We start from the raw sequence: 26,999 nt of genomic DNA, 5'->3' as shown, positions 1-26,999 counted from the left end.
TAACCTGAGGTATTCGGGTACGCGCAACCAGCCGTGCCCTGACCGTGCCGTCGTACTGAAGAGAGCACTGTGGCCGCCGACAAGATCGACACGATCGTCAGCCTGAGCAAGCGCCGTGGCTTCGTCTACCCCTGCAGCGAGATCTACGGCGGCACGCGTGCCGCCTGGGACTACGGGCCGCTGGGCGTCGAGCTGAAGGAGAACATCAAGCGCCAGTGGTGGCGCGCGATGGTCCAGGCCCGTGAGGACGTCGTCGGGCTCGATTCGTCGGTGATCCTGGCCCGTGAGGTCTGGGAGGCCTCCGGTCACGTCGCCACCTTCAACGACCCGTTGACCGAGTGCCTCTCCTGCCACAAGCGCCACCGGGCCGACCACCTGGAGGAGAAGTACGAGGCCAAGCACGGCTACCCGCCGGCGAACGGCCTCAAGGACATCAACTGCCCCGACTGCGGCACCAAGGGCTCCTTCACCGAGCCCCGGGAGTTCTCGGGCATGCTGAAGACGCACCTCGGCGTCACCGAGGAGGCGGGCGGCCTGGCCTACCTGCGCCCGGAGACGGCGCAGGGCATCTTCACCAACTTCAAGGCCGTCCAGACGACCTCGCGCAAGAAGCCGCCGTTCGGCATCGCCCAGACCGGCAAGAGCTTCCGCAACGAGATCACCCCCGGCAACTTCATCTTCCGCACCCGCGAGTTCGAGCAGATGGAGATGGAGTTCTTCGTCAAGCCGGGCGAGGACGAGCAGTGGCACGACTACTGGCTCCAGCAGCGCTGGGACTGGTACGTCGACCTCGGCCTGCGGACCGAGAACATGCGCTTCTTCGAGCACCCGAAGGAGAAGCTGTCCCACTACGCCAAGCGCACGGTGGACATCGAGTACCGCTTCAACTTCGGCGGCCAGGAGTTCTCCGAGCTGGAGGGCGTCGCCAACCGCACCGACTACGACCTCACGGTGCACAGCGAGGCCTCCGGCCAGGACCTCAAGTACTTCGACCAGGAGTCCGGCGAGCGGTACTTCCCGTACGTCATCGAGCCGGCGGCGGGCCTCAACCGCGCCATGCTGGCCTTCCTGATCGACGCCTACTTCGAGGACGAGGCGCCCAACGCCAAGGGCGTCCTGGAGAAGCGCGTCGGCATGCGGCTGGACCCGCGGCTGGCCCCGGTCAAGGTCGCGGTGCTGCCGCTGTCGCGCAACGCCGACCTCTCGCCGAAGGCCCGCGGCCTGGCCGCCGACCTGCGCACCGCGTGGAACGTCGAGTTCGACGACGCGGGCGCGATCGGCAAGCGCTACCGCCGCCAGGACGAGATCGGCACGCCGTTCTGCGTCACCGTCGACTTCGACACCCTTGAGGACAACGCGGTGACCGTGCGCGAGCGCGACACCATGTCGCAGGAGCGCGTCTCGCTCGACCAGGTCAAGTCTTACCTGGCCGCGCGGCTGATCGGCTGCTGACCGCAGCACACCCGGCCGTCGCGCCGAAGGAGCCCCCGTCCGCCTTCCGGCGGGCGGGGGCTCCCCGCGTCCGGCTCGTTGAATCCGCCGACCCCGGCCTACCGGCGGCCCCAGCGGGAGCGCGGCGGGCCGGCCGGGGCGGTCGGCAGGCCGGCGCCGCGCAGCGAGGCGAGGGTGCTGCGGTGGCGGCCCTCGTCCTCCAGGAGGGCGGCCAGCAGGCCGTCGTAGAGCCGCCGGTGCGGGGCGAGCGCGGTGGCGAGCCGGACGAGTTCGGCCGGCGGGCGCAGCGCCGCGAGGTCGCGCAGCAGGACGCCGGACAGTGGCTCCGGCAGGGTGCCGGCCAGGTCGGTGAGCTCGGCGGCGGGCCGGCCGGCGGCCTGGCGCAGCAGCGTCCGGGCGTCCTCGGAGCGGCCGGCCCGCTCCAGCCCGGCCGCGAGGGCGGCCAGCTCGGCGGTGGGCGCGGAGCCCCACTCCCAGAGCAGGGTGGCGCTGTCCGCGTGCTGGCCGGCCCGTTCCAGGGCCACCAGCAGGGCCGGCAGCGCGTCGGCCGGGTAGGCCCAGAGGGCGTGGAACAGTTCGGTCGCCTCCTGGGCCAGGCCGGCGGAACGCAGTTCGGCGAGGGTGCTGGCGGCCTGCGTCGGAGTGCCGGCCGCGGCGCCGCGGGCCAGCTGGACGGAGGCTTCGGGCGGGCCGCCGCGGGCGAGCAGACCGGCCAGCCGGGCGGTGTCGAGCGGGAGGAGCAGGGCGGCGGCCTGGCCCAGCAGGGAGGTGATCTCCTGGGTGGCGCCCTGGCGGTGCAGAGCGGTGATCCGCTCGGCGAGGGCGGTGAGTTCGGCGGGGGAGCGGCGCCGGGGCGGCTCCGGTGGCTCTTCGGGCGCGGGCGGTGGCTGGGGCGCCGGGACCGTCCGGGGCGGGGTCGGTTCGCCGGCCTCCTCGGGGCGGGACCGCGGGGCGCCGAACCGGGCCCCGGTGGCGGGTGGCGGCGGAGCGGCTCGGCGCGCCGACGGGGCGTGCGCTCCTTCCTCCTCCCCCCGCACGCCCCCGAAGCGGGCGCCGGTGGGCTGCCGGGGCACCGGATTGCGGACCGGCGGCTGGCGCAGCCGGTCCTCCAGCGCGGTCAACTGCTCGCTGAGCTCCAGGCAGCGGGTGCCGAGCCCCTCGCGCAGCGTCCGCGCCTGGGCCAGCTGCCGCAGCAGTTCCGCGTCCGGCCGCTGCCGCTCCGGGACGGCCCGTACGGCCTCGGCGAGCCGCCGTTCGCGCTGGTTGGCGTACTGCCGGGCTCGCAGTAATTCGTCCAGCTCGGCACGGAGGTCGAGCGCGTCCTGTTCGCTCTCGCCGCTGTGCTGAGCCGGGGGTTGTTCCGTGTGCCGTATCCGCATGATCGCCGCACCCTGTCCATCTCGACCCTGACTGCGGGTCATCCTGGCGTCGATATACGGCGACAGAGTTACGGGAGTGCGTCGAAATGTTTGCGACTGCCGTCCAGGACCGCGCAGACGGCACCGGTGGTGAGCAAGCCGACGACGGCCGCCCGGAGCAGAGCCGCCTCGAAGTACGGGTCGGTGGACCACCGGACGGCCAGGTATCCCGCCCCCGCGCCGACGGTGGCGGGCAGGGCGAGCCGGCCCGCGCGCCGGCCGACGGCGGCGATCAGCACCGCGGCGCCCGCCGCGGCGGCCAGCCGGGGCGTGCCGAAGCTCCCGGCGTACCGGAGGGCGAGGGCGGGGACGAGGAACAGCGCGAGGCCCCGGCCGAGGGAGTCCGTGAGCGCGGCCATGCGGGGGCCGGCCGGGGCGCCGGGCCGTTTCGCCGCCAGGACGCGGGTCGCGCCGAGCACGGCGACCGCGGTGATCATGCCCGTGAGCCGTTCGCCGAGCCGGGAGAGGTTGTAGAGCAGCACGGTGTCGTAGAGGGCCAGCATCAGGGAGCCGAAGGCCCACAGCTCGACCGCGAGGACGAGCGGCCCGGGGGAGCGGGGCGCGGTGTCCGCCTCCCGCCCCGCGATCCGGGCGAGCAGCGGCGCGGTGACCAGCGCCGACACGACCCGGATGACCAGGTCGTCCACCGTGTACGGGTTGCGCAGCTCCCACTCCACCGCGCAGAACGCGACGGTGTACGAGCCGGCGGCGAGCGGGAACAGCGGTGAGCGGGCCACCCGGACGTACAGCTGCCGGTCGAGCCGGCGCAGCACGGCGAGGAAGGCCAGCAGGACGAGCGGGAGTTCGAGGAAGGCCTGGACGCGCAGCACGGACGGCGCGAGCAGCTCGGGTGCGGGGGTGTGGGCGGCGACCCAGTCGACGAACGTGTTGCCGCGGGGCACGGCGAACCACCCGGGGGGCAGGTAGCGCGCGACGAACGCGGTGCTGCCGTCGTGCACGCGCTGGACGTGGACGGCGAAGGCCAGTTGGTTGAGGAGGAGCAGCGCCACGACGGCGGCGAGCAACGCCTCCGGCCCGGGCGCTCCCCCGCGCCCGGGCCGGACCTCCCGCCGCAGCACCCTCGGGGTGAGGGCGAGCGCGGCGCCCACCGACAGCACCGCCGTGGCGTCCAGGGCCGGGGCGATCGTGCTCATCGGCTCCTCCGGCGGGTCGCGCTTCTCCAGCTCGTCGTGCTCGTCGTGCTCGTGGCGCTCGTCGTGCTCGTGGCGCTCGTCGTGCCCGTCCTGCTCGTGGCGCTCGCGATGCTCACCGGGCCAGCCGGGTGCGGGCCTCCATCAGGGCGAAGCCGAGCAGGTTCTCCCCGCGCCAGTCGGCCGGTCGTGCGGCCCGTTCGTCGTCGGCGGCGAGACCGATGCCCCAGAGCCGGTCCACCGGGCTGGCCTCGACCAGGACGCGCTGCCGGGTGCCGAGGAGGTAGTCGCGGAGGGCGTCGTCCTGCCCGAACTTGGCGACATTGCCCGTCACCACCAGCTCGAACCGCCCGGCGGCCCAGGTGGGTTCGTCGAACCCCCGTACCTGGCGCCCCAGCTTCTTCGCCTCGGCCGGGGACCGGGCGGCGAGGATCCGCGGCACGATCGCCTCGTCGCCGAACAGCCGGGCCTTCCCGGCCATCATCCAGTGCTCGGCGCTCGCGTACGTCACGCCGTCCACGGTGAAGGGGGACGGCCACCACTGGCTCAGCGCCCCCTGCCCGACCGAACCGTCCTGCTGCGGCTGATGCCCCCAGAACATCAGCCACTTCGGCTCGGCGCCGGAGGCGACGGCCGCCACCAGCTCGGCCCGGTTGCGGGTGTCGAGGGGGTTCCCCTTCTCCATGCTGCTCATATCGTCATCCTGACGTAAAGGGGCCCGTGGTGCCAGTGATTTGATCGGGGCGGGCCGCCCGTGACCGACTCCGGGAACGGGGCTGAATCCTTTGCGCAGGGGTGTGCCTCTTATGAATGTCTCCGACGAAAGGGTCGGACCGGACTGGGAGGTTCTCGTGATCGTTGGCATCGCCGTGGCTGTCGCCCTGTTGCTGCTGTGCACCTGCACCGTGGTCGTGATGAGGAAGCGGGGGCGGGGCCGTGGCTGACGCGGGGGGCTGGCCGGGGGAGCGCCTGGTCCACGCGGCGCAGCGGGGGGACGTCGACTCGATCGCCGCGCTGGTGTCGGGGGCGCACCCGCATGTGCGGCGGTTCGCCCGGACGTTGTGCGCCTCGCCGGAGGATGCCGAGGACGCGGCGCAGGAGGCGCTGATCATCCTGTACCGCAAGATCGGGATGCTGCGGGCCTCCGGTGCGCTGGCGTCGTGGTTGTTCCGCATCGTGCGCAACGAGTGCCTGCGCCGGGCGCGGGTACTGCGGCGCGACCCCGTGCCGTCGGGGGACGACACCGTGCTGTCGGCCGAGGAGGAGGTGCTGCGACGCCTGGAGGCCGGGCGGGTCGCGGCGGCGATCGCCGCGCTCCCGGCCGACCAGCGGCGGGTGCTGGTCATGCGGGACATCCAGGGCCTCGACGGGCGGACGGTCGCCGACGCGCTGGGGCTGAGCGGCGCGGCGATGAAGTCACGACTGCACCGGGCGCGATCGGCCGTCCGCTGCGAGCTGCGGGCCGCGCCCGAGACCGTCCTTGGAGGCGTCGGTGAGTGATCGACCCGACTTCGCGAGTGCGTCCCTGCCCCGCCACTTGGTGCGCGGCGCGGTGGGGTTCGGCGGCCTGATCGGCGCCTTCGCGCTGCTCCCGGTGGTGGGGCCGGCCGCGCTGCTGCTCCTTCCGATCGGCGTGCTCGCCCTGCGCGGATGCCCGATGTGCTGGACGATCGGGCTGATCCAGACCGTCTCGCGGGGCCGCCTGGAGCGCTCCTGCACGGCGGACGGCCAGTGCCGGCTGACCGTCGCCGGGTCCGGCTGACGACGCCCCGCGCACCCGAGCGCGCCCGACCGCGGTTTCGCGGGCGGGCGCGCGGGCTGTGCGGGAGCCGGTCGTGACCCGGCCGCCCGGGGTCACCCGATGGAGCGGGGGAGCCGGGTGGTCAGGTACAGGATGCTGAAGGAGCCCAGCAGTTGGACGGCGAGGCAGAGGGCCAGCGCGCGGTCCATGCCCACGGTCGGGGCGAGGGCCAGGTAGAGGCTGCCGAGGGTGGCCACGCCGAGGGCCAGGCTGGACTGCTGGCTGGTGGCGAGGACGCCGCTGCCGACGCCCGCGCGGTCGGCGGGCACCTTGGAGAGGACCACCCGGAACAGCGGGGTGCCGATCAGGCCCTGCCCGATGCCCGCGAGCGCGACCCCGGGGGCCATCCGCAGCGGGGAGAAGTGCGACCAGTCGGCGAGCACCGTCAGGATCAGGGCGGCCAGGCCGAGCGCCTGGACGACGGCGCCGGCGGTCAGTACCCGGCTGCCGAAGCGGCCGATCAGCCGGGGGCCGGCGAGCGAGGCCCCGAAGTAGCCGACGGCCATCGGGACGAGCGCCCAGCCGGCCGCCACCGGGCCGAGCCGCAGGCCCTGCTGGAGGGCGATCGCGATCACGAACATGAAGCCGCCGAAGCCGCCGAAGTAGGGGAGGGCGATGCCGAGCCCGCGCCGCATCTCGGGGATCCGCAGCAGGCTGGGCGGCACCAGCGGGGTGGCGCCCCGGCGTTCGGCGCGGGTCTCGACCAGGGCGAAGGCGACCGCGAACACCGGGGAGAGCGCGAGCAGCACCCAGGACCAGAGCGGCCAGCCGGCGGCGCGGCCCTCCATCAGCGGGACGAGCAGGGCGAGCATGGTCGCGGTGAGCAGCATGGTGCCCAGGACGTCCACCCGGGCGGCCTGCGGGGAGCGGCTCTCCGGCACGTACCGGAGGGCGAGGACGAGGGCGAGCAGGGCGAACGGGACGTTCAGCAGGAAGACCGAGCGCCAGCCGGTGCCGAGGACGTCGGCGGCGACCAGCATCCCGCCGAGCACCTGGCCGACCACCACCGAGATCCCGGCGACCGCGCCGTAGACGCTGAGCGCGTGGGCGCGGCGGGCGCCGTGGGTGGCGGCGGTGATGGTGCCGAGGACCTGGGGGACGATCAGGGCGGCCGAGGCGCCCTGGGCGGCGCGGGCGGCGACCAGCGACCAGGCCCCGGGGGCGAGCCCGCAGGCGAGCGAGGTGAGGGCGAACGCGGCGGCGCCGACCACGAAGAGCCGTCGGCGGCCGAAGATGTCGCCGAGCCGTCCGCCGAGGACGAGCAGGACGGCGAACGCGATGCCGTACCCGGCGGCGACCAGCTCCAGCACGGCGGGGCCGGCGGCGAGGTCGCGGTCGATGGTGGGCAGGGCGACGTTGACGATGAAGAAGTCGAGCATCGGCAGGAACGCCCCGAGCAGTACGGTGACCAGTCCGGCGGTGCCGATCGAAGCGCTGCCGATCGAAGCGCTGCTCGGCGAGGTGGTGCCGGAGGCGGCAGAGGCGGTGGTGCTACCGGTGGTGGTGGTACCGGCCGTGGTGGAGCCGGTGGGGCGGGCTGACGCGGTAGCGGTGGTGGTCGTGGCGACGGCGAGTTGTTGGGTCACGGGTCATACGATCTTCCGTCCGACAACCTGGTACCAGAGTGTGCTTATCCAGGTATCAGAAGTACCTGGCACCCGGCTCCCGCATGGCGCATGCTGAGTTCATGAACCTGACCACCGCGTCCGTCCGAAGCACCACCGCGGCCGCCGGGTCGACCGCGACCGCGAGCCCAGCAGCCGCTCCGTCGACCCCGCTCGCCGCCGAGGCCCGACGGCACGAGCTGGCGGCGTTCCTGCGCAGCCGCCGCGAGCGGATCGCACCGGAGCAGGTGGGCCTGCCGACGACCGGCCGCCGCCGGACGCCGGGGCTGCGCCGCGAGGAGCTCGCGCAGCTCGCCGCCGTGGGGGTCACCTGGTACACGTGGCTGGAGCAGGGCCGGGACATCCAGGTCTCCACCCAGGTACTGGACGCCGTCGCCCGTGCCCTGCGGCTCGATCCGGCCGAGCGGTCGCACCTGTTCGCCCTGGCGGCCGCCGAGGACCCCGCTCCGGTGCTGGAGTGCCCGACGGTGACCCCGGCGGTGCGGCTGGTGCTGGAGCAGATGGCGCCGATGCCGGCGGCGGTGATCAACGCCCGGTACGACATCCTGGCGCACAACCCCTCCTACACCCACCTGGTCGGGAACGTCGACGAGTTGCCGTTCGAGGAGCGGAACCTGGTCTGGATGGCGTTCACACCGTCGCGCTTCCGGGACGTGCTGGTGAACCACGAGCAGGAGCGCGAGGGAATGGTGGCCCGGTTCCGGTCGGGCATGGCGGACCACACCGCCGAACCGGCCTGGAAGGCACTGCTCGCCCGGCTGCGCAAGGCCTCGCCGGACTTCGAGGCGGCCTGGCAGCGGCACGACGTCCAGCGGCCCGGCAACGGACTCAAGCAGTTCCTCATCCCGGGGGTCGGGCTGCTGCACTGCGACTACACGAGCTTCTGGCTCGGGCCCCGCCCCAGCACCCGCCTGATCGCCTACACCCCCAGGGACGAGGAGACCCGGGCACGGATGGCCCTCATGGCGGGCGGCCTCTGACCCGGACGGCCGTCGGGCCGCCCGTCGGGCCGCCCGTCGGGCCCGGCCGCCGCCGAGCCGGCCCGTCGCGCCCGGTACCGGCCCCGACACCGGCTCGGCAGCCGCCGCGCCCCGACCGAGCGCCAGGCAGAGGACGGCCAGCGGCAGCTCGACACCGCAGGCCATCACCAGGGCGGCGAGCAGCGGCAGCCCGCGTCCGGCGGTGCCGACGTCGGCCAGGGCGTCGCCCGCGAGCAGCAGCGCCACCACGCAGGCGGGCCCGAGCGCGCCCGGACTGCGGCGGCGCAGCAGCGCGTCCAGCCAGAGCAGGGCGCTCAGCTCGCCCAGGTCGAGGACGACCCAGACGGTCTCGTGGCAGAGCACCAGCACGGCCAGCCAGGGCAGCAGGGCCAGCGCCGCCAGGGCGGGCACCTGCGGAGCCCAGCCGGGCAGCGCCGGGGCGGTCGGCCGGGTCGGCCGGACGCGCGGAGCCGGCCAGGTGAACGACGTCGGCCGGGCTCCCGGCAGGACGGCGCTCATCGTGCGCTCCGGCCACGCGGGCGGACCCGCTCCAGCGACCGCCGCACCCGGCCGGCCGGGTGCTCCACCAGGACGCCGTCGAACGGGCCCCGCGCCCAGGCGAGCCAGAACTCCCCGGCCACCGTGACCACCTCGGGTGCCTCGACCACCCCGGCCCGCCGCCCCGCCCGGCGCAGCCGCCCGGCGGTGAAGCCCACGGCGGGCGCCGGGCCGCCCTGCGGCAGCCGGCCCCAGACCAGCCCGTACGACTCCCGCGCGCCGAGGGCCGGGCACCGCCGGGCGCCGCGCAGCAGCTCCGGGGCGAGCCGGGCCGCGACCACGACGTCGACCAACTCGCCGTGCTCGTACACCTCCAGCGCGGCCCGCCCCCGGGACGCCGGGACGCCCCGCACCGACCAGGGCCCGAGCAGCCCGAGCGGGGCCGCCGACCCGAGAAGGCCGACCGGCCGCGCCCACGCGGCGCCGGCGTCGCCGAGACCGGCGGCGGGCCGCGGGTGCGGCGCGGTGGTGGGGTGCGAAGGAGTGCTCGTCATGCCGTCAAGACTTCCGTGGACGACGCTCGCTGTCGGTAGTGCACCACACCGAATCAGGGGTGTACCCAGCTACACCCCAGGTCTCCACTCCCCTTCATGGCGGCCGTCGATCTTCGCGCCCTACGCTGTCCGTCATGCCCTCCACCCCGCTGCGCCGTGCGCTCGCCAGGAGCGTCGGGCGGCCGCTGTGGGCGGCCGTCTGGCGCGACACCCGGTTCATAGCCGCCGGCGTCCCACTGGCCGCGCCGATCTGGCTGGCCGTCCTCTACCTCAAGGTGTTCCTGCTGGTCCTCGGCCTGAGCCTGGCCGGCATGCGCCTGCTGACGACGGCCCAGCGCGGCCGGTTGCGAGCCCTGCGCGGGGTCGAGGTGCCGCCGCTGCTCCGTCCGGTCCGGACCTCGGCCGGTCTGCTGACCGGGCTGCGCACGGGGGTGAGCTGGCGCCAGGTCGGCTACCACCTGCTCGCGGGCCCGCTGCTCGCGCTCGGCGCCGTCGGGCTGCTCTACGCCTGGGGCGCGGGCCTGGTGATGGCCACCGTCTACGGCTGGACGTGGCTGATGCCGTCGTCGAGCCCGGTCCGCGGGCAGCTGGTCACGCTGGACGTCGCGGTCACCGTGGGCGGCGTGCTGCTGCTCCTCGTGCTGCCGTGGGCGACGGTCCTGCTGGCCCGGCTGGAGGAGTGGACGGCCCTGCGGCTGCTCGGCCCCGGCCGGGCGGAGGCCCTGGAGCGCCGGGTCGAGGAGATCGCCGAGAGCCGGGCCGGCCTGGTCGACGCCGTCGACGCCGAGCGCCGCCGGATCGAGCGCGACCTGCACGACGGCGCCCAGCAGCGGCTCACCTCGCTGGCGATGAACCTGGGCCTGGCCCGGCGCACCCTCAAACACGCCCCGCCCGAGGTCATGCAGGTGATAGTGGACGCGCACGAGGAGGCCCAGGCCGCCATCGACGAACTGCGGGACCTCGTGCGCGGCCTGCACCCCGCCGTTCTGGAGGACCGCGGCCTGGACGCGGCGCTGTCCGGCATCGCCGCCCGCTCGCCGCTGCCGGTGCGCGTCGACGTCGCCCTGACCGAGCCGGTCGCCCCGACCGTCGAGGCGGTCGCCTACTTCACCGTCTCCGAGGCGCTGACCAACGTCGCCAAGCACGCCCGTGCCTCCCGGGTCGACCTCTCGGTGCGGACGGCGGGCGGCCGGCTGCGCCTGGTCGTCAGCGACGACGGTGTCGGCGGCGCGGACGCCGCGCGCGGCACCGGCCTGACCGGGCTGCGCAAGCGCGCCGCCTCGGTCGACGGCACGCTGTCCGTTCTGAGCCCCCTCGGGGGCCCCACCACCATCACCGTGGAGTTGCCGTGCGTGCTGTGATCGCCGAGGACTCGGTCCTGCTGAGGGTCGGTCTGGTCAAGGTCCTGGAGGCCGTGGGCTTCGAGGTGGCGGCCGCGGTCGGGGACGCCGAGGCGCTGCTCGCCGCCGTCGAGGAGCACCGTCCGGCGGTGGTGGTGGCGGACGTCCGGATGCCGCCCGACTACACCGACGAGGGCGTCCGGGCCGCACTGATGATCCGCCGGCAGTGGCCGGAGGTCGCGGTGCTGCTGCTCTCGCAGTACGTCGAGGAGCGGTACGCGGCCGATCTGCTGGCCACGAACACCAGTGGGGTGGGCTACCTGCTCAAGCAGCGGGTGGCCAATGTGGACGACTTCGTGGACGCCCTCCAGCGGGTGGCCGAGGGCGGCACCGCGCTGGACCCGGAGGTGGTCGCCCAGCTGCTGGTCCGCCGCCACCGCGATCCGCTGGAGAAGCTGACCCCGCGCGAGCGGGACGTGCTCGGCCTGATGGCGGAGGGCCGCTCCAACGCGGCGATCGCCGCCGCCCTGGTGGTCAGCGACAGTGCCGTGGCGAAGCACATCAACTCGATCTTCACCAAGCTCGACCTGCCGCCGGCCGACAACAGCCACCGCCGGGTGCTCGCGGTGCTGCGGTTCCTGGAGGTCGGGTAGCCGTGGGCGCACGTCGGGCCTGGCAGATCACCGGGACGCTCACGCTGGCCTTCGCCATGCTGTTCGGCGCCGTGCAGACCTGGGCGGTGGTGGTGCAGCAGAAGGCGGTGTCCGAGCACTCCTACCAGGTCGCGGTGACCAGGGTGGAGCTGGACACCGGGACGGCGGCGGTCCGGATCAAGCCGGGCGTCCCCGGACGGGTGACGATGAGGCAGTACCTGGACTGGACGGTCCGCAAGCCCACGGTCTCGGCGATCTTCCAGGGGGACGTCCTCACCGTCCGGATGCGCTGCAACCAGCTGCTGCCTGCGGTGGACGTCGGCTGCGGCGCCTCGATCGATCTGGAGGTGCCGGCCGCGGCGTCGGTGTCCGGCGGCGGGACGTCCGGTGCCCTGGAGGTCCGGGACCTCACCGGGGACGTCCGGCTCACCGCGACCTCGGGCACGATCCGGCTGACCGGGCTCTCCGGAGAGGTGTACGCACGCACCACCTCCGGGGAGCTGAAGGCCGCCGGCCTCGGGTCGCCGCGGGTGGAGGTGAGAGCCTTCTCCGGGGAGATCGACCTGGGCTTCGTGCGGCCGCCGCAGCTGGTGGACGCCGGTGCCACCTCCGGGTCGGTGGCGATCGGACTACCGAAGGGCTCCCGGTACGCCTTCGACTTCAGCGGCGCCGCCGGTCCGGGCGACCGCCACATCGACCCCGAGCTGGCCGACTCCACCAGCTCCGACACCGTCCGGGTGGTGACTACGTCGGGTTCGGTGCGCATCGTCACCGCGGCGGGCTGACGGACAAGGGCCGACGGACGCGGGCCCACGGACGCGGGCCCACGGACGAAGGCCAACGGCCAAAGGCCCACCGCCCGGCCCCCGGAAGGGCCCGGTGACCAGCGCCGACCGGCCCCGGCGCGCGGTGGGGGACAATGAAGAGTCCCGAGCCCCCGTCCACGAGGTCAGCCGCGCATGACAGCCACGCTCGACACCACCGCGTCCGCCACGGCAGCCGCGCCCGCGCCCGCCACGGCCCCCGCCGCCGCGAACGCGGCCGCCGGCGAGCCCGCGGCCGCCGCCGCGCCCGCGACCAGCTCCGAGTTCGCGCCGCTGACGATCGGCCCGATGCGGGTGTGGCCGCCGGTCGTCCTGGCACCCATGGCCGGCATCACCAACGCGCCCTTCCGCACCCTCTGCCGCGAGCAGAGCGGCGGCAAGGGCCTGTACGTGAGCGAGATGATCACCACCCGGGCCCTGGTCGAGCGCAACGCCAAGACCATGCAGCTGATCAAGTTCGACGCGAGCGAGAAGCCGCGCTCGATCCAGCTGTACGGAGTGGACCCGGTGACCGTCGGCAAGGCCGCCCGGATGATCGCCGACGAGGGCCTGGCCGACCACATCGACCTCAACTTCGGCTGCCCCGTCCCCAAGGTGACCCGCAAGGGCGGCGGATCGGCGCTGCCGTACAAGCGCAACCTGCTGCGCGAGCTGTTGCGCGAGGCCGTGGCGAACGCGGGGGACCTCCCGGTCACCATGAAGATGCGCAAGGGCATCGACGACGACCACCTCACCTACCTGGACGCGGGCCGGATCGGCGCCGAGGAGGGCGTGGCCGCCATCGCCCTGCACGGGCGCACCGCCGCCCAACACTACGGGGGCACGGCGGACTGGTCGGCGATCGCCCGGCTGCGCGAGTCCGTCCCGGCGCACATCCCGGTGCTCGGCAACGGCGACATCTGGTCGGCGGACGACGCGGTGCGGATGATGCGCGAGACCGGTTGCGACGGGGTGGTGGTCGGACGCGGCTGCCTCGGCCGGCCGTGGCTGTTCAAGGACCTGGTCTCGATCTTCGAGGGCGAGGTCGACTACGCCCGCCCGAGCTTCGCCGACGTGGCGCGGGCGATGGTGCGCCACGCGCAGCTGCTCGGGGAGTGGCTGGGGGACGAGACCCGCGGCGTGATCGACTTCCGCAAGCACGTCGCCTGGTACACCAAGGGCTTCTCGGTCGGCTCCGAGCTTCGGGTGAAGCTGGCGAACTCCTCCTCCTTGGCCGAATTGGCCGAAACCCTGTCCATGGTGGAGCAGTCGCAGCTCTGGCCGGCCGGCGCGGACGGGCCGCGCGGGCGTACGAGCGGCAACAACCGGGTGGTTCTGCCGGAAGGCTGGTTGGACGATCCGTATGACTGCGCTCTTCCCAGTGCAGACGCCGAATCGGACACCTCTGGCGGTTGATCTGGCCGCTTCGGCAAAAATGGCGCTCGGCGACCACTCGCCGCCCCGTCCCAGCCCTCTTGTCCTATCTGGACAAGAGGGCTCCTTTTTGGTGTGCGAGTATCACGGAAAGAGCACGAATCCGGACGCAGTGCGACGACCGGCGGAGGAGACCTACGCCCGACGGGCGAGATGCGTCCGTGACGCTTGCCACATACGGTGGCGACTGACGGCCCTTCAGGTGACGAACTGGACAGGTCGGCAGGGAATCGCTTCCCGAAGGGGGTGGCGCGGGATCGGGTGCTCGGGGTGCAGGAAATCAAGCCGGGGCAACACGCTGGACCGTCGACCGCTACCCTGCGTCCCCCTCGTGTGATCTTCCTGTTTCCATGAGTTCAAGACTTGAAGGAATGCTCGCGTCATCCGGACGATTTCACCAACAGAGGTGAACGCCTTTACGTGCATTCGATCTGCTGGGTTACCACTGGGTACCGGCCTCATACGGCCTATTGGCGGCGCAGAAGCGCCTTCGAAATGGGTATGTTCTCCGGCGTCAGGGCAACCGTGTGCGAGGAGACCGACCCGTGCCGTCCCAGCAGAAGTTTGTTTACTCCTTCACCGAAGGAAACAAGGACCTCAAGGATCTTCTCGGCGGCAAGGGCGCGAACCTGGCCGAGATGACCAACCTGGGCCTCCCCGTCCCTCCGGGGTTCACCATCACCACCGAGGCCTGCAAGGTCTTCCTGGAGACCGGCAGCGAGCCCGCCTCCCTCCACAAGGAGATCAGCGCCCACCTGGACGCCCTTGAGCAGGAGATGGGCAAGCAGCTCGGCCAGGCCGACGACCCGCTGCTGGTCTCGGTCCGGTCCGGGGCCAAGTTCTCCATGCCCGGCATGATGGACACCGTCCTGAACATCGGCCTCTCCGACACCTCGGTGGTCGGTCTGGTCGCGCAGTCCGGCAACGAGCGTTTCGCCTGGGACTCCTACCGCCGCCTGGTCCAGATGTTCGGCAAGACCGTGCTGGGCGTCGACGGCGAGCTGTTCGAGGAGGCCCTGGACGAGGCCAAGCACGCCAAGGGCACCGTCAACGACCTGGACCTGGACGCTTCCGACCTCCAGGAACTGGTCGAGGTGTTCAAGGGCATCGTCCAGCGCGAGACCGGCCGGGCCTTCCCGCAGGACCCGCGCGAGCAGATGGACCTCGCCATCCACGCCGTCTTCCACTCCTGGAACGGCGACCGCGCGCGGCTCTACCGCCGCCAGGAGCGCATCCCGAACGACCTGGGCACCGCCGTCAACGTCTGTTCCATGGTGTTCGGCAACCTCGGCGAGGACTCCGGCACCGGTGTCGCCTTCACCCGCGACCCCTCCACGGGCGCCGTGGGCGTCTACGGCGACTACCTCTCCAACGCCCAGGGCGAGGACGTCGTCGCCGGCATCCGCAACACCCTGCCGCTCGCCGATCTCGAACAGCTCGACAAGAAGTCGTACGACGAGCTGATGACGATCATGCAGAAGCTCGAGAACCACTACCGCGACCTCTGCGACATCGAGTTCACCATCGAGCGCGGCAAGCTCTGGATGCTCCAGACCCGCGTCGGCAAGCGCACCGCCGCCGCCGCCTTCCGGATCGCCGTCCAGCTGGTCGACCAGGGCCTGATCGACCTGGACGAGGCCCTGATGCGGGTCACCGGCGGTCAGCTCTCCCAGCTGATGTTCCCGCGCTTCGCGCCGAACGCCGAGTCCAAGCAGATCGCCTGGGGCCTGGCCGCCTCGCCCGGCGCCGCGATCGGCAAGGTGGTCTTCGACTCCTACACCGCCGTCAAGTGGTCCCGGTCCGGCGAGAAGGTCATCCTGGTCCGCCGCGAGACCAACCCGGACGACCTGGACGGCATGATCGCCGCCGAGGGCATCCTCACCTCGCGCGGCGGCAAGACCTCGCACGCCGCCGTCGTCGCCCGCGGCATGGGCAAGACCTGTGTCTGCGGTGCCGAGGAGCTGGAGGTCGACACCAAGCGCCGCCGGATGACCACCTCCGACGGCCTGGTGCTGGAAGAGGGCGACATCGTCTCCATCGACGGTGCGAGCGGCAAGGTCTACCTGGGCGAGGTACCCGTCCTGCCGTCCCCGGTGGTCGAGTACTTCGAGGGCACCCTGCACGCCGGCGCCGACGTCCAGGGCGGTCTCGTCCAGGCCGTGCACCGGCTGATGTCGCACGCCGACGGCCGCCGCCGGCTGGCCGTGCGGGCCAACGCCGACAACTCCGAGGACGGTGGCCGCGCCCGTCGCTACGGCGCCCAGGGCATCGGCCTCTGCCGCACCGAGCACATGTTCCTCGGCGAGGAGCGCCGCAAGGAGGTCGAGCACCTGATCCTGGCGGACAACGACAAGGACCGCGAGACCGCGCTCTCCACCCTGCTGCCGCTGCAGAAGGGCGACTTCCTGGAGCTCTTCCAGGCGATGGACGGGCTGCCCGTCACCGTCCGCCTGCTCGACCCGCCGCTGCACGAGTTCCTGCCGGACATCACCGAGCTCTCGGTGCGCGTCGCCCTCGCCGAGGCCCGCAAGGACCCGAACGAGAACGACCTGCGACTGCTCCAGGCGGTGCACAAGCTGCACGAGCAGAACCCGATGCTCGGCCTGCGCGGCGTCCGCCTCGGCCTGGTCATCCCCGGCCTGTTCGGCATGCAGGTGCGCGCCATCGCCGAGGCCGCCGCCGAGCGCAAGCTGGCCGGCGGGGACCCCCGCCCCGAGGTGATGATCCCGCTGGTCGGCACCGTCCAGGAGCTGGAGCTGGTTCGCGACGAGTGCGATCGCGTGCTGGCCGAGGTCGCCCAGTCCACCGGCGTCCAGCTGGACATCAAGCTCGGCACCATGATCGAGCTGCCCCGGGCCGCCCTGACGGCCGGCCAGATCGCCGAGGCCGCCGAGTTCTTCTCCTTCGGCACCAACGACCTCACCCAGACGGTCTGGGGCTTCTCCCGGGACGACGTGGAGGCCTCGTTCTTCACGGCCTACCTGGAGAAGGGCATCTTCGGGGTCTCCCCGTTCGAGACCATCGACCGCGACGGTGTCGGCGCGCTGGTCAAGCACGCCGTCGAGGCCGGCCGGGCCACCCGCCCCGACCTCAAGCTGGGCGTCTGCGGCGAGCACGGCGGCGACCCGGAGTCGGTGCACTTCTTCCACGAGGTGGGGCTGGACTACGTCTCCTGCTCCCCCTTCCGGATCCCGGTGGCGCGCCTGGAGGCAGGCCGCGCCGCCATCGAGACGGCGGGCAGCGACTCGCGCTGACGCGGAGCCCCGGCCAGGCATCGGCCGGGGCACCGCCGACGCGGTCACTGACCGCACCCCCTCCCACCGGGGAGGGCGTACACCGGAGCTCGGCGCAGGAGAACCGGCGTACGTAACGCGAGCGGGGCGGGAACGGACAATGGCGTCCGTTCCCGCCCCGCTCGTCTGTCTGTGCGGAAGACCCGCGGGGAACGGCGGGCAACGGCGGGGACTCTGCCCGAAGGTCTGCCCGCCCGGCCCCCCGGGTCTGCCCGTCCGGTCCGCCATACCGTCCCTCTGCCCACCCGCGCCGCCCGCCCGTCGCACCCGACGAGCGGCCGCGGGTGTGGCCGCGGCCACGCGTGTGGCTGGCCGGACACGGCCCGGCCGGCTGCCAAGCTGGAGCGCATGACCAGCAAGAACCGCCTGTTCGCCCTGGTGGCCGTCCTCCTCTGCGCGCTCGCCGCGCTCGCCGGGTGCCAGCTCTCGAACGACGGGGCGGACAGCCCGAAAGCCACCGTCGCCGCCTCCACCGGAGCGAGCGCCACCGGCCCGAAGCCCTCCGCTCCGAAGTCCTCCCCGCCAGTCGGCACCACCCCGGCCCCGGCCGGCGGCTGGGTGCCCACCGACCCCGCGCTGGCCGACGTCTGCCGCACCAAGCTGCCCGCCCAGGCCGTCGACACCCTCGGCCTGATCGCCAAGGGCGGCCCCTACCCGTACCGCTCGGACGGCATCGTCTTCGAGAACCGGGAGAACCGCCTCCCGCGCAAGGCCTCCGGCTACTACCACGAGTACACCGTCGTGACCCCGGGCTCCGGCGACCGCGGCGCCCGACGCGTCGTCACCGGCGGTACCGGGGAGCAGTACTGGACGGCCGACCACTACGGCTCCTTCCAGGAGATCGACGCCCGCTGCTGAGTCATCGGCCGTGGAAAGTACTTTCCACATTGGAAAGTAGATGCCATAGTGGAAGTACCAGCAACGCCGGGGCGCCCATGGGGGCCCCGGGCACTCCAGGGGGATCCATGAACGCCGCCGAACCCGCCGACCTGCCCGCCGCCGAGGCGCTGCGCCTGGCCGACCGGGCCAGGGCCGCCGCCCAGGCGCCGGGCCGCCTTCCCGGCTGGTACGGACCGGCCTTCGCGGTGGCGTTCACCGTCTACGGCACCGGCGTCGGACAGGCGATCGGAGCCGGGATGGGCTGGCTGGGCGGGCTGTTCGGGGCGCTCTTCGCCGCCCTGACGGGTGCGCTGGCCCGGGTCGCCGTGAACCAGGGCGGCATCGTGCACCGCATGGCGCCCGGCATCGGTCGGCCGGTGGTCCTGGCCGTCCTCGCGGTGATCCTGGTGGGCCTGGCCGCCCTGCTGCTCGCCTGGCTGGCGGGCGGCGGTGCGCGCTGGATGGGCGCGGCGGCGGGCTTGGCGGCGGGCGCGGCGTTCTGGGTGGCCACGGACCGGCTCACCGCGTCGATCCGCCGGATGCCGGCGGCCCGCTGATGCCGGCCGCGCTCGACCCGCTGCTCCAGCACCCGACCCGGCTGATCGTGCTGGCCTTCCTGAGCGCCTGCACCGAGGCCGAGTTCGCCACCGTCCGGGACCACTGCGAGGTCTCCGACTCGACGCTCAGCAAGGCGGCGGCCGCCCTGGAGGAGGCCGGATACGTGGTGGTGAAGAAGGGGTACGTCGGCAAGCGTCCGCGGACCTGGCTCGGCGCCACCAAGGCCGGCCGCAAGGCGCTGGCCGCCCACCTCGCCGAACTCCAGCGGCTGGTGGCCGCGGCCGAGTCCGCCGGCGCCGCCCAGGACCCGACCTGAGCCCACGCGCCGACCGGACCGCGCCCGCCCACCGGTACGCCCGCAAGTCGCTACGCCCGCACGCCGCCGCCCCCGCAGGTCCGCCGCCCTACCGGGCCCGCCGCCAGCCGATCCGCGCGTGTGGCCCGTGCGGGCCGGTGGCGAGCAGGGTCCGCAGCTCCCGCAGCACGGGCTCCGGCTCCCGCCGCAGCTGCACCGGCGTGGCGCGGACGACCGGGAGTCCGGCGGCGGTGAGGCGGTTGGCCCGCGCCAGCCCGCGCTCGTGGTCGGCCGGGCGCAGGTGCCAGGCTCGGGAGTCGATCTCCAGTGCCACGCAGGCCTGCGGCCAGTAGGCGTCGGGGACGGCGAGGAAGCGCCCGCCCAGGAACAGCACCGGGTTCCAGAGCGGCTCCGGCAGGCCGGCCCCGCGGACCAGCTCACGGGCCTCGCCCTCGACGACCGAGCGCACTCCGGCGGTGAGGTCCTCCACCACCTGGGCGACCTGCGGCAGTACGAGCGCCCCGGGCCGGGTGAGCAACTGGTCCAGCAACTCGCCGAGGTCGCAGTGCCGCCGCTGGACCGCCTCCGCGCAGAGCGCCCGGAACCGGCGCCGGCCGCCCTCCCGCGGTACGAGGTCGGCCAGGGCCCGGGCGACCGTCGTGCTCCAGAGCCCGTCGTCCCGCTCGAACCCGCCCGGCAGCGGCCCGGCGGCCCGGTGGATCCGGACGAAGCCCCGGTCCGAGACCCGGCGCGGGCCCGCGATCAGCACGTCGACGTCCCCGAGGTCCGCCGGGTGCCCGGCGGACGGCAGCCCGGCCGAGGCCAGGACCGCCTCCCCGGTCAGCAGCACCTCGCCGGGCCGCGCCGACCGCCCCTTCGGAGCCGCGTACGCGAGCGCCGCGCGCAGCCGCTGATGCGGGGTCAGCCGCCCGCTCTGCAGGCAGATCACCCGGGGCAGCACCTGCTGCCAGGGGCCGCCGGGCCGCAGCCGGTGCGCGATGGTGCCGGACGGCACCCCGAGCCGGCGCAGCTGTGCCCGGGTGACGATGTGCTGCTGGTCGGCGCCGAGCAGCAGCAGGGGGTCGTGGAGGTCCGTGCGGGTCATGCCGGGGTGCTTCCCGCCCGGGTCGGGGGTATGCGAAACATCGCCCGTCGGGGGAGCGGGCCGCCAATCGGGTTGACGCGGCGCCGGTCGGCCGGGTGGGCTTGGCCGCGATGACTTCCCTCCGCGCCGGCCCCGGGCTGCTCGCCCGGCCGCTGGAGCGCGTCGCGACCGGTGGGCCGCCGGTCAGGCCGTGATCAGCTGCCCAGCACCGCCGCCGTGTCTAAGGCACTCCTGGTTGATCGCGCGTTCCGGGGCGCTCGGCGAGGTGGCGGCGGCGATCCGCAGCTCGATGATGTCCCGCACGGCGGGCCACTCGGAGTCGAGGATCGAGTAGAACGCGGTGGAGCGCACCACCCCGTCCAGCCCGCGCGAGTGTGCCCGGCGGACGCCCTCGGACGTCGCGCCCAGGCGCTCGATCGCGGCCCGGGAGCGCAGGTTGCGGGCGTCCGCGCGCATCGAGATCCGCTGCACCCGCCACTCCTCGAAGGCGTACCGCAGCATCAGCAGCTTGGCCTCGGCGTTGACGCCGGTGCCCTGGGCACGCGGGGAGAGCCAGGTGTTGCCGATCTCGGCGGCGTCCGGGACGGCCGTGGCCGGATCGCCGAACGGCACGCCGGGCACCGGCGGCCAGACGACCGGGCCCTGCCAGTAGTCGAGTTCGAGGAAACGGGTGGAGCCGACCACCCGGCCGTCCGCGAGGTTCACCGTCGCGAACGGCAGCGCCCGGCCCGCGGCCCGGTCGGCGAGGGCGCGCGCGATGTAGTCGCGGGCCGCTTCCAGGCCGTGCGGGACGGGGGTGAAGGCGTAGGTCGTACGGTCCTCGGCGCCGGCCTCGGCGATGGCCTCGGCATGGTGCGCGGCAAGGGGCTCCAGCCGCACGGTGCGGCCGGTGAGGATGACAGGTACGGGCACGGAACCATCGGTCCTTCATCGGTCGGAGGGCGCGTCCCGTGCCGGGGTGCGGCTCGGGCTGCGTGGACGTTCGCCCCGGCCCCGGAATCCGCCCGCCCGGGACCGCGCACGCCGGAGGACCGGTCGGACGGGGTGGGGGCGGCGGCCCGGAGGCGGGCAGCGCGGTGCCGGAACGGACACGGGTCGACGGACCGGTCCGGCGGGATGAGCGAGGGGACAGTGTGCGTCCGCGAGATGGCCGAAGAGGAAACGTGAGCGCGAAGGGGAGCAGGCGGCCAGATGAAGGCAAGATGCGTCGTGGGTGACTGGCCGAGCACCGGGCCGGGACGTGATCGACGGCGTTACGGACGACGTGACGACGACGCGGCGATGCGAGGCAGCGAGAGGACGATACCCGCCAGAAGGCGGTGCGTCACCTCGCGGCACACGAATGGGCGCGCGGGCCTTCCGGACGCACGCCCGGGAGGGGCTTCGGGCGCCCGTGACCAGCGGGTTTGCCGCCGGGTGCGATCATGGTCCGGAGGGCATCGCGGCGCGCCGCCGGGGCACCCCGGCGGGTCGCCGGGCGTTCCCCGGGGAAGCGGCCGCGCGACGGCCGCGGCCGGCGGGAATTCCGGCGGCGTCCGGCACGCTGGAGACGACGACAAGCCGGTACCGGTCGACGAGTAGAGAACGGGGTGTGGGTGCGCGGTGCGTGATCCCCAGGAGCTGTACGAGCTGGATCAGCAGGGCGTGGCCGCCGTGGCCGCGGCGAAGGCCGCGCTGGCCGACACCGGCGCGGGCCTGGTGCTGCTCCACCACTTCGAGGGCTTCATGGACGCCGGCGAGGCCGGCGGCCAGGTGGTCGCCCACCTGCTGGAGGAGGGCGAGCCGCAGGTGGTGGCCCGCTTCGACCACGACCGCCTGGTGGACTACCGGGCCCGCCGCCCCGCCATGCTGTTCGACCGCGAGCACTGGGCCTCCTACGAGCCGCCGGAGATCCTCCTCCAGCTGGTCCGCGACGCGGCCGGCTCGCCGTTCCTGCTGCTCACCGGGCCCGAGCCGGACGTCGAGTGGGAGCGCTTCGGCGCCGCCGTGCGCCGGCTCGTCGAGCGCTTCGAGGTCCGGCTGACGCTGGACTTCCACGGCATCCCGATGGGCGTGCCGCACACCCGCCCGGTCGGCCTCACCCCGCACGGCACCCGGCTGGACCTCGCCGCCGGCTACCCGCAGTGGTTCGAGCAGGCCCAGGTGCCGGGCAGCGCGCAGGCACTGCTGGAGTACCGGCTGGCCGAGGCCGGGCACGACGTGCTGGGCTTCGCCGTGCACGTGCCGCACTACGTGGCGCGCTCGGCCTACCCGGCGGCCGCGGTGCTGATCCTGGAGGCCGTGCAGTCCGCCACCGGCCTGGTGCTGCCGGGCACCCGGCTGCGCGAGCGGGTGGGCGAGGTGTACGCCGACATCGAGGAGCAGCTGGCCCACGGGGACGGCGAGTTGCGCTCCGCGATCCGCGGCATGGAGGGCCAGTACGACGCCGTCGCGGGGGCGGAGGGCCGGGAGAGCCTGCTGGCCGAGCCGGTCGACCTGCCGTCGGCGGACGAGCTGGGCCGGCGCTTCGAGCAGTTCCTGGCCGAGCACGAGCGCGGCCCCGAGTAGTCCGCGCGCCGGCGTCCGCCGGACTCTCCGCCCCGGGCGGGAGAGTTCGGGCGCCGTCGTTCGTTGGCGGTGAGGTGCCCGGGGGACGGGCCGCCGTGAAGAGATGCGTCGCCGGCTCCGGCCCCCGGGGGGATTCCATGTCCGTGTCCACACGCCCGACCGCGGTTCTGGCCACCGGGCTGGCCGCGCTGCTGCTGGCCGCCTGCAGCAGCGGCGGCGGCGGTGCCGCGGGTACCGCCGCCCGGGCACCGGGCGGCCCCGAGCCGGTGCGGGCCACCCCCACCCCGACCCCGCTCCCCACCGGCCCCTACGTCGCCCTCGGGGACTCCTACACCTCCGGGCTGAAGATCGCCCCGCAGGTGGGCGAACCGAGGGGCTGCGCCCGCTCGGCCGTCAACTACCCGTCCCTGGTGGCGAAGGCCCTCGGCCTGGCGGACGACCGGTTCAAGGACGTGAGCTGCAGCGGTGCCCGCACCGGGGACCTCACCGGCTCCCAGGAGACCGACGGCGGCGGGGTCAACCCGCCGCAGCTGGACGCGCTCTCCCCGGCCACCCGCCTGGTCACGGTCGGGATCGGCGGCAACGACGCCGGGTTCATGGAGGTCGTCGGCGAGTGCGCCAAGGAGAACCTGGCGGACGTGGTGAAGAGCCTGATCGGCTCGGGGCGGGCGCCGGCGCCGTGCAAGGACCACTACGCCTCCGCCGGCGGCGCCGCCGACCAGGTGCAGCGCAAGGTGGACACCGCCGGCGAACGGCTGGGCCAGGTGCTGCAGGAGGTCAAGCGCCGCTCCCCGCAGGCCCGCGTCTACGTGGTCGGCTACCCGGTGCTGCTGCCGGCCGACCCGGCGAGCTGCGCACCGGTGCTCGGCCGGGCCCTGGCCGCGGCCGACCTCGGCTTCATCGCCGAGAAGGAGCAGCAGTTGAACGCGATGCTCAAGCGGCGCGCGGAGACGGCGGGCGCCGTCTTCGTCGACGCGGCCGCGCCCTCGGCCGGTCACGACATGTGCGCCGGCGAGGCGGCCCGCTGGGTGGAGCCGCCGTTCCCGGCCCCCGGGCTGGCGGCGATCCACCCCAACGCGAGGGGCCAGGAGGGCGTGGCGGCAGCCGTGTTGAAGGCCGTCCGGGGCTGAGCCCCCGCCGGCCGGGTGCCGGACCGGCCCCGGCCGGACGGCCAGGGTTCACGTCCCGGCCCGCACCCCTTCGCGCGCCGCACATCCCGGCTGTCGGAGCGGCGGCGTACGGTGATTGGCATATGGACGACACTGCACACCGCCTCCCCGACGCCCCGTTCCCGTACGACCACGCCGCCGAGGCCCGCTGGGTGCCCGAGCCGGACAAGCGCCCGGGCCGGACGGCCTTCCAGCGCGACCGCGCCCGCGTGCTGCACTCCGCCGCCCTGCGCCGACTCGCCGGCACCACCCAGGTCGTTGCCCCGATGCGCAGTGACTTCCCCCGGACCAGGCTCACCCACTCGCTCGAATGCGCCCAGGTCGGGCGGGAGTTGGGCGCCGCCCTCGGCTGCGACCCGGACCTCGTCGAGACCGCCTGCCTGGCCCACGACATCGGCCACCCGCCGTTCGGCCACACCGGCGAGGAGGCCCTCGACCAGGCCGCCGAGGCCTGCGGCGGCTTCGAGGGCAACGCGCAGTCGCTGCGCATCCTGACCCGCCTGGAGCCCAAGCGCTTCGCCCCGCAGGACGAGCAGCCCGCCCGGCTCGCCCCCTGGCCCGGCCGCAGCGTCGGCCTCAACCTGACCCGGGCCGCGCTGGACGCCGCCACCAAGTACCCCTGGACGTACGGCGCGCACCCGGTCGACCCGGCCTCGTCCAAGTACGGCGTCTACGCCGACGACCTGCCGGTGTTCCGCTGGCTGCGGGCCGGCACCCCGCCGGGGCGCAAGTGCTTCGAGGCCACCGTGATGGACTGGTCCGACGACGTCGCCTACTCCACCCATGACGTCGAGGACGGCCTCCAGGCCGGCCACATCGAGCCGGCCGTGCTGCGCGCCCCGAGCGAGCGCGCCGAGCTGTTCAAGGTGGCCGAGCGCTACGCGCCGGACGCCGAGCCCGAGGAGCTGGCCGCCGCGCTGGACCGGCTGCTCGGCCAGGAGTGGTGGCCCAGCGCCTACGACGGCTCGGCCCGCGCCCGGGCCGGGCTGAAGGACCTCACCAGCCAGCTGATCGGCCGCTTCTGCCTGGCCGCCGAGCAGGCCACCCGGGCCCGCTACGGCCCCGGCCGGCTCAGCCGGTACGCGGCCGAGCTGGTGGTGCCGCGGGACGTCCGGCTGGAGTGCGCGGTGCTCAAGGCCGTCGCGGTGCGCTTCGTGATGCAGCGCGACGAGCAGGCCCAGCTCCGGGCCCGCCAGCGGATCGTGATCGCCGAGCTGGCCCACGTCCTCGCCGAGCGGGCGCCCGAGGGCCTGGACCCGGTCTTCGCCACCCTCTACCGCGAGGCGGAGGACGACCGCGGCGCCCTCCGTGCGGTGATCGACCAGATCGCCACCCTCACCGACGCCTCCGCCCTGGCGCTGCACGCCCGACTGGTGGGGCCGCCCCGGTCGTGAGGAGGTCGCCCCGGCGCGGTCGGTAACCCGCGCCGCCCCAGTAGACTTCCGGGGTGGCCGGGCGGATCAGGGACGAAGACGTACAGGCGGTGCGGAGCGCACTGCCGATCGACGTGGTGGTCGGCGACTACGTACAGCTCACCAACGGTGGCGGTGGCGAGTACAAGGGCGTCTGCCCGTTCCACGACGAGAAGTCCGCCTCCTTCTACGTGAACCCCGCCAAGGGCGTCTTCCACTGCTTCGGCTGCCAGGAGAACGGCGACACCATCGCCTTCCTGATGAAGATCGAGCACTTCACCTTCGCCGAGGCCGTCGAGCGGATGGCCGCCCAGGCCAACATCACGCTCCGCTACGAGGAGGGTGGCTACAGCCCCCGCCACCAGCAGGGCGAGCGCACTCGGCTGGTCGAGGCGCACAAGGTGGCCGCCGCCTGGTTCCGGGAGCAGCTCGGCTCGCCGGAGGCCGAGATCGGGCGGCGCTTCCTCGCCGAGCGCGGTTTCGACGAGGCGGCGGCGGCGACCTTCGGCGTCGGCTACGCCCCGGCCGGCTGGGAGAACCTGGTCCGCTACCTGCGCGGCAAGGGCTTCAGCGACAAGGAGATCCTGCTCGGCGGCCTGGCCTCGCAGGGCCAGCGCGGCGGCCTGATCGACCGCTTCCGGGGCCGGCTGGTCTGGCCGATCCGCGACATCGCCGGTGAGACGGTCGGCTTCGGCGCCCGCCGGCTGCGCGAGGACGACAACGGCCCGAAGTACCTCAACACGCCCGAGACGCCGATCTACAAGAAGTCCCACGTGCTGTACGGCATCGACCTGGCGAAGAAGGAGATCGCCAAGTCGGGCCGGGCGGTGGTGGTCGAGGGCTACACCGACGTGATGGCCTGCCACCTGGCCGGGGTCACCACGGCGGTGGCCACCTGCGGCACCGCCTTCGCCGAGGACCACATCAAGATCATCCGCCGGCTGCTGATGGACACCTCCCAGTACCGCGGCGAGACGGTCTTCACCTTCGACGGCGACGCGGCCGGCCAGAAGGCCGCCCTGCGGGCCTTCGAGGACGACCAGAAGTTCGCCGCCAAGACCTCCATCGCGGTCAGCCCCGGCGGCATGGACCCGTGCGACCTGCGCCTGGCCAAGGGCGACGAGGCGGTCCGGGAGCTGATCGACAACCCCGTCCCGCTGTTCGAGTTCGCGCTGCGCTCGGCCGTCGCCCGGCACCGGGTGGAGAACCCGGAGGGCCGCTCGGCGGCCCTGGAGGAGGCCGCGCCGATCGTCGCCAAGATCAAGGACCGCTCGATCCAGCACGAGTACGCCGTCCGGCTGGCCGGCATGCTCGGCATCCTGGACGAGCAGTTCGTGGTCCGCCGGATCTCCCAGCTGGCCCGCTGGGAGCGCGAGCGCCAGCAGAACCCGCGCGCCAACGGCCAGCAGCGCCGCCCCGAGCAGGCCCAGCCGGTCCGCTCCGCCCCGCCGGCCTTCCGGCTCAACCCGCGGGACCCGGCCCAGTTCGTCGAGCGCGAGCTGCTCAAGCTGGCCCTGCAGCACCCGGACCTGGTCAGCCCGGCCTTCGACCACTACGGCGAGGACGAGTTCCCCACGCCGCCGTACACCGCCGTGCGCCGCGCCATCGGCCAGGCCGGCGGCGCCGCGTACGGGGCCACCCTGGCCGACTTCACCAGCACGGTCCGCGAGGCGGCCCCGGACGACCGGGTCCGTTCGCTGGTCACCGAGCTGATCGTCGAACCGGTGCGCTCGCGCCGCAAGGTGGACGCGATCTACGCCGGGGAGTTCCTGGTCAAGCTGCGGCTACTGGCGGTCGACCGCCGCGTCGAGGAGGTCCGCGGGCACCTCCAGCGGCTCGGCACCCGGGCCTCCGCCGAGGAACTGCACGCGGTGCAGACCGAGCTGTGGCAGCTCCAGCAGTACGGGCAGAGCCTGCGCAGCCGGGGCGCCGCCGCGCTCTGACGCCGGGTCCGGTCCGGCGCCGGCGCGGGTGCCTCCCGGAGGAGCGGCCCTCGCGGCCCGCCGGAGAAAGTCCGCGCACGAGTCTCGGC

The 26,999-nt window shown here is 74.0% G+C and carries 23 protein-coding genes; 16 read left to right on the top strand and 7 right to left on the bottom strand.

Going from position 1 to position 26,999, the window contains the following annotated elements; all coding sequences use genetic code 11:
• Nucleotides 1-69 precede the first annotated feature (69 nt).
• Nucleotides 70-1,452: a glycine--tRNA ligase gene (locus ACZ34W_RS02275; protein ID WP_329487560.1), complete on the top strand. Its 1,383-nt coding sequence runs from the start codon at nt 70-72 to the stop codon at nt 1,450-1,452.
• Nucleotides 1,453-1,550: 98 nt separating this feature from the next.
• Here the strand turns inward: ACZ34W_RS02275 and ACZ34W_RS02270 are convergent, their stop codons facing one another.
• The 3 genes from ACZ34W_RS02270 to ACZ34W_RS02260 form a co-directional block, all read right to left on the bottom strand.
• On the bottom strand, nt 1,551-2,831 hold the full coding sequence (locus tag ACZ34W_RS02270) for a hypothetical protein (RefSeq protein ID WP_465600918.1): 1,281 nt from the start codon (nt 2,829-2,831) through the stop codon (nt 1,551-1,553).
• Between the two features lie 68 nt (nt 2,832-2,899).
• Nucleotides 2,900-4,024 carry a hypothetical protein gene (locus ACZ34W_RS02265; protein WP_465600915.1) on the bottom strand — a complete coding sequence of 375 codons (1,125 nt, stop codon included), beginning with the start codon at nt 4,022-4,024 and terminating at the stop codon, nt 2,900-2,902.
• 112 nt (nt 4,025-4,136) lie between these two features.
• On the bottom strand, nt 4,137-4,715 hold the full coding sequence (locus ACZ34W_RS02260) for an NADAR family protein (protein ID WP_442906790.1): 579 nt from the start codon (nt 4,713-4,715) through the stop codon (nt 4,137-4,139).
• A gap of 242 nt (nt 4,716-4,957) precedes the next feature.
• Here ACZ34W_RS02260 and ACZ34W_RS02255 point away from each other — a divergent pair, with 242 nt between their 5' ends.
• Both ACZ34W_RS02255 and ACZ34W_RS02250 read left to right on the top strand, forming a co-directional pair.
• Nucleotides 4,958-5,521: an RNA polymerase sigma factor gene (locus ACZ34W_RS02255; protein WP_465600912.1), complete on the top strand. Its 564-nt coding sequence runs from the start codon at nt 4,958-4,960 to the stop codon at nt 5,519-5,521.
• Complete coding sequence (locus ACZ34W_RS02250; protein WP_329487553.1) at nt 5,514-5,783, top strand: hypothetical protein; 270 nt, start codon at nt 5,514-5,516, stop codon at nt 5,781-5,783. The genes ACZ34W_RS02255 and ACZ34W_RS02250 overlap by 8 nt, the downstream gene beginning before the upstream one ends.
• A 92-nt stretch (nt 5,784-5,875) precedes the next feature.
• Here the strand turns inward: ACZ34W_RS02250 and ACZ34W_RS02245 are convergent, their stop codons facing one another.
• The gene (locus ACZ34W_RS02245; protein ID WP_465601172.1) at nt 5,876-7,201 is read right to left on the bottom strand and encodes an MFS transporter; all 1,326 of its coding nucleotides are present in this window, start codon (nt 7,199-7,201) and stop codon (nt 5,876-5,878) included.
• A 308-nt stretch (nt 7,202-7,509) separates the two neighbouring features.
• Here ACZ34W_RS02245 and ACZ34W_RS02240 point away from each other — a divergent pair, with 308 nt between their 5' ends.
• Nucleotides 7,510-8,427 (top strand): helix-turn-helix transcriptional regulator, encoded by a 918-nt coding sequence (locus ACZ34W_RS02240; RefSeq protein ID WP_465600909.1) that lies wholly within the window; start codon nt 7,510-7,512, stop codon nt 8,425-8,427.
• 515 nt (nt 8,428-8,942) lie between these two features.
• Here the strand turns inward: ACZ34W_RS02240 and ACZ34W_RS02235 are convergent.
• Nucleotides 8,943-9,479: a hypothetical protein gene (locus ACZ34W_RS02235; RefSeq protein WP_465600906.1), complete on the bottom strand. Its 537-nt coding sequence runs from the start codon at nt 9,477-9,479 to the stop codon at nt 8,943-8,945.
• Nucleotides 9,480-9,613: 134 nt separating this feature from the next.
• On the opposite strand from ACZ34W_RS02235, the gene ACZ34W_RS02230 reads away from it, so the two are divergent.
• The 8 genes from ACZ34W_RS02230 to ACZ34W_RS02195 all read left to right on the top strand — a co-directional run bounded on the left by ACZ34W_RS02230 (nt 9,614) and on the right by ACZ34W_RS02195 (nt 18,755).
• The gene (locus tag ACZ34W_RS02230) at nt 9,614-10,840 is read left to right on the top strand and encodes a sensor histidine kinase (RefSeq protein WP_329487547.1); all 1,227 of its coding nucleotides are present in this window, start codon (nt 9,614-9,616) and stop codon (nt 10,838-10,840) included.
• Nucleotides 10,828-11,472, top strand: a complete 645-nt coding sequence (locus ACZ34W_RS02225; RefSeq protein ID WP_329487545.1) for a response regulator transcription factor — start codon at nt 10,828-10,830, stop codon at nt 11,470-11,472. The genes ACZ34W_RS02230 and ACZ34W_RS02225 overlap by 13 nt, the downstream gene beginning before the upstream one ends.
• A gap of 2 nt (nt 11,473-11,474) precedes the next feature.
• Nucleotides 11,475-12,257, top strand: coding sequence for a DUF4097 family beta strand repeat-containing protein (locus ACZ34W_RS02220; protein ID WP_465600901.1), 783 nt, complete (start codon nt 11,475-11,477; stop codon nt 12,255-12,257).
• A gap of 327 nt (nt 12,258-12,584) precedes the next feature.
• The gene (dusB, locus tag ACZ34W_RS02215; protein WP_329492091.1) at nt 12,585-13,691 is read left to right on the top strand and encodes a tRNA dihydrouridine synthase DusB; all 1,107 of its coding nucleotides are present in this window, start codon (nt 12,585-12,587) and stop codon (nt 13,689-13,691) included.
• Nucleotides 13,692-14,254: 563 nt separating this feature from the next.
• Nucleotides 14,255-16,963, top strand: a complete 2,709-nt coding sequence (gene ppdK / locus ACZ34W_RS02210; protein ID WP_359802950.1) for a pyruvate, phosphate dikinase — start codon at nt 14,255-14,257, stop codon at nt 16,961-16,963.
• A 387-nt stretch (nt 16,964-17,350) separates the two neighbouring features.
• A complete protein-coding gene (locus ACZ34W_RS02205) occupies nt 17,351-17,860 on the top strand; it encodes a ribonuclease (protein WP_329487538.1) in 510 nt (169 codons plus the stop codon).
• A 107-nt stretch (nt 17,861-17,967) separates the two neighbouring features.
• Nucleotides 17,968-18,438, top strand: a complete 471-nt coding sequence (locus tag ACZ34W_RS02200; RefSeq protein ID WP_465600897.1) for a hypothetical protein — start codon at nt 17,968-17,970, stop codon at nt 18,436-18,438.
• Nucleotides 18,438-18,755 carry a winged helix-turn-helix domain-containing protein gene (locus ACZ34W_RS02195; RefSeq protein ID WP_465600894.1) on the top strand — a complete coding sequence of 106 codons (318 nt, stop codon included), beginning with the start codon at nt 18,438-18,440 and terminating at the stop codon, nt 18,753-18,755. Before ACZ34W_RS02200 ends, ACZ34W_RS02195 begins: the two co-directional genes overlap by 1 nt.
• An 88-nt stretch (nt 18,756-18,843) precedes the next feature.
• Here the strand turns inward: ACZ34W_RS02195 and ACZ34W_RS02190 are convergent, their stop codons facing one another.
• Both ACZ34W_RS02190 and ACZ34W_RS02185 read right to left on the bottom strand, forming a co-directional pair.
• Nucleotides 18,844-19,839, bottom strand: a complete 996-nt coding sequence (locus ACZ34W_RS02190; RefSeq protein ID WP_465600891.1) for a hypothetical protein — start codon at nt 19,837-19,839, stop codon at nt 18,844-18,846.
• 183 nt (nt 19,840-20,022) lie between these two features.
• On the bottom strand, nt 20,023-20,751 hold the full coding sequence (locus ACZ34W_RS02185) for a GNAT family N-acetyltransferase (RefSeq protein ID WP_329487531.1): 729 nt from the start codon (nt 20,749-20,751) through the stop codon (nt 20,023-20,025).
• A gap of 690 nt (nt 20,752-21,441) precedes the next feature.
• On the opposite strand from ACZ34W_RS02185, the gene ACZ34W_RS02180 reads away from it, so the two are divergent.
• The 4 genes from ACZ34W_RS02180 to dnaG all read left to right on the top strand — a co-directional run bounded on the left by ACZ34W_RS02180 (nt 21,442) and on the right by dnaG (nt 26,910).
• Nucleotides 21,442-22,386 (top strand): PAC2 family protein, encoded by a 945-nt coding sequence (locus ACZ34W_RS02180; RefSeq protein ID WP_329487530.1) that lies wholly within the window; start codon nt 21,442-21,444, stop codon nt 22,384-22,386.
• A 143-nt stretch (nt 22,387-22,529) separates the two neighbouring features.
• Nucleotides 22,530-23,516 (top strand): SGNH/GDSL hydrolase family protein, encoded by a 987-nt coding sequence (locus ACZ34W_RS02175; protein ID WP_465600886.1) that lies wholly within the window; start codon nt 22,530-22,532, stop codon nt 23,514-23,516.
• A 122-nt stretch (nt 23,517-23,638) separates the two neighbouring features.
• Nucleotides 23,639-24,949: a deoxyguanosinetriphosphate triphosphohydrolase gene (locus ACZ34W_RS02170; RefSeq protein ID WP_329487526.1), complete on the top strand. Its 1,311-nt coding sequence runs from the start codon at nt 23,639-23,641 to the stop codon at nt 24,947-24,949.
• 53 nt (nt 24,950-25,002) lie between these two features.
• Complete coding sequence (dnaG, locus tag ACZ34W_RS02165) at nt 25,003-26,910, top strand: DNA primase (protein WP_352289783.1); 1,908 nt, start codon at nt 25,003-25,005, stop codon at nt 26,908-26,910.
• Nucleotides 26,911-26,999 lie beyond the last annotated feature (89 nt).

It is taken from the genome of Kitasatospora sp. NPDC022856 (genome assembly GCF_055561235.1).
Note: the sequence above shows the minus strand (reverse complement) of the source record. Positions and strands in the feature narration are given on the sequence as shown.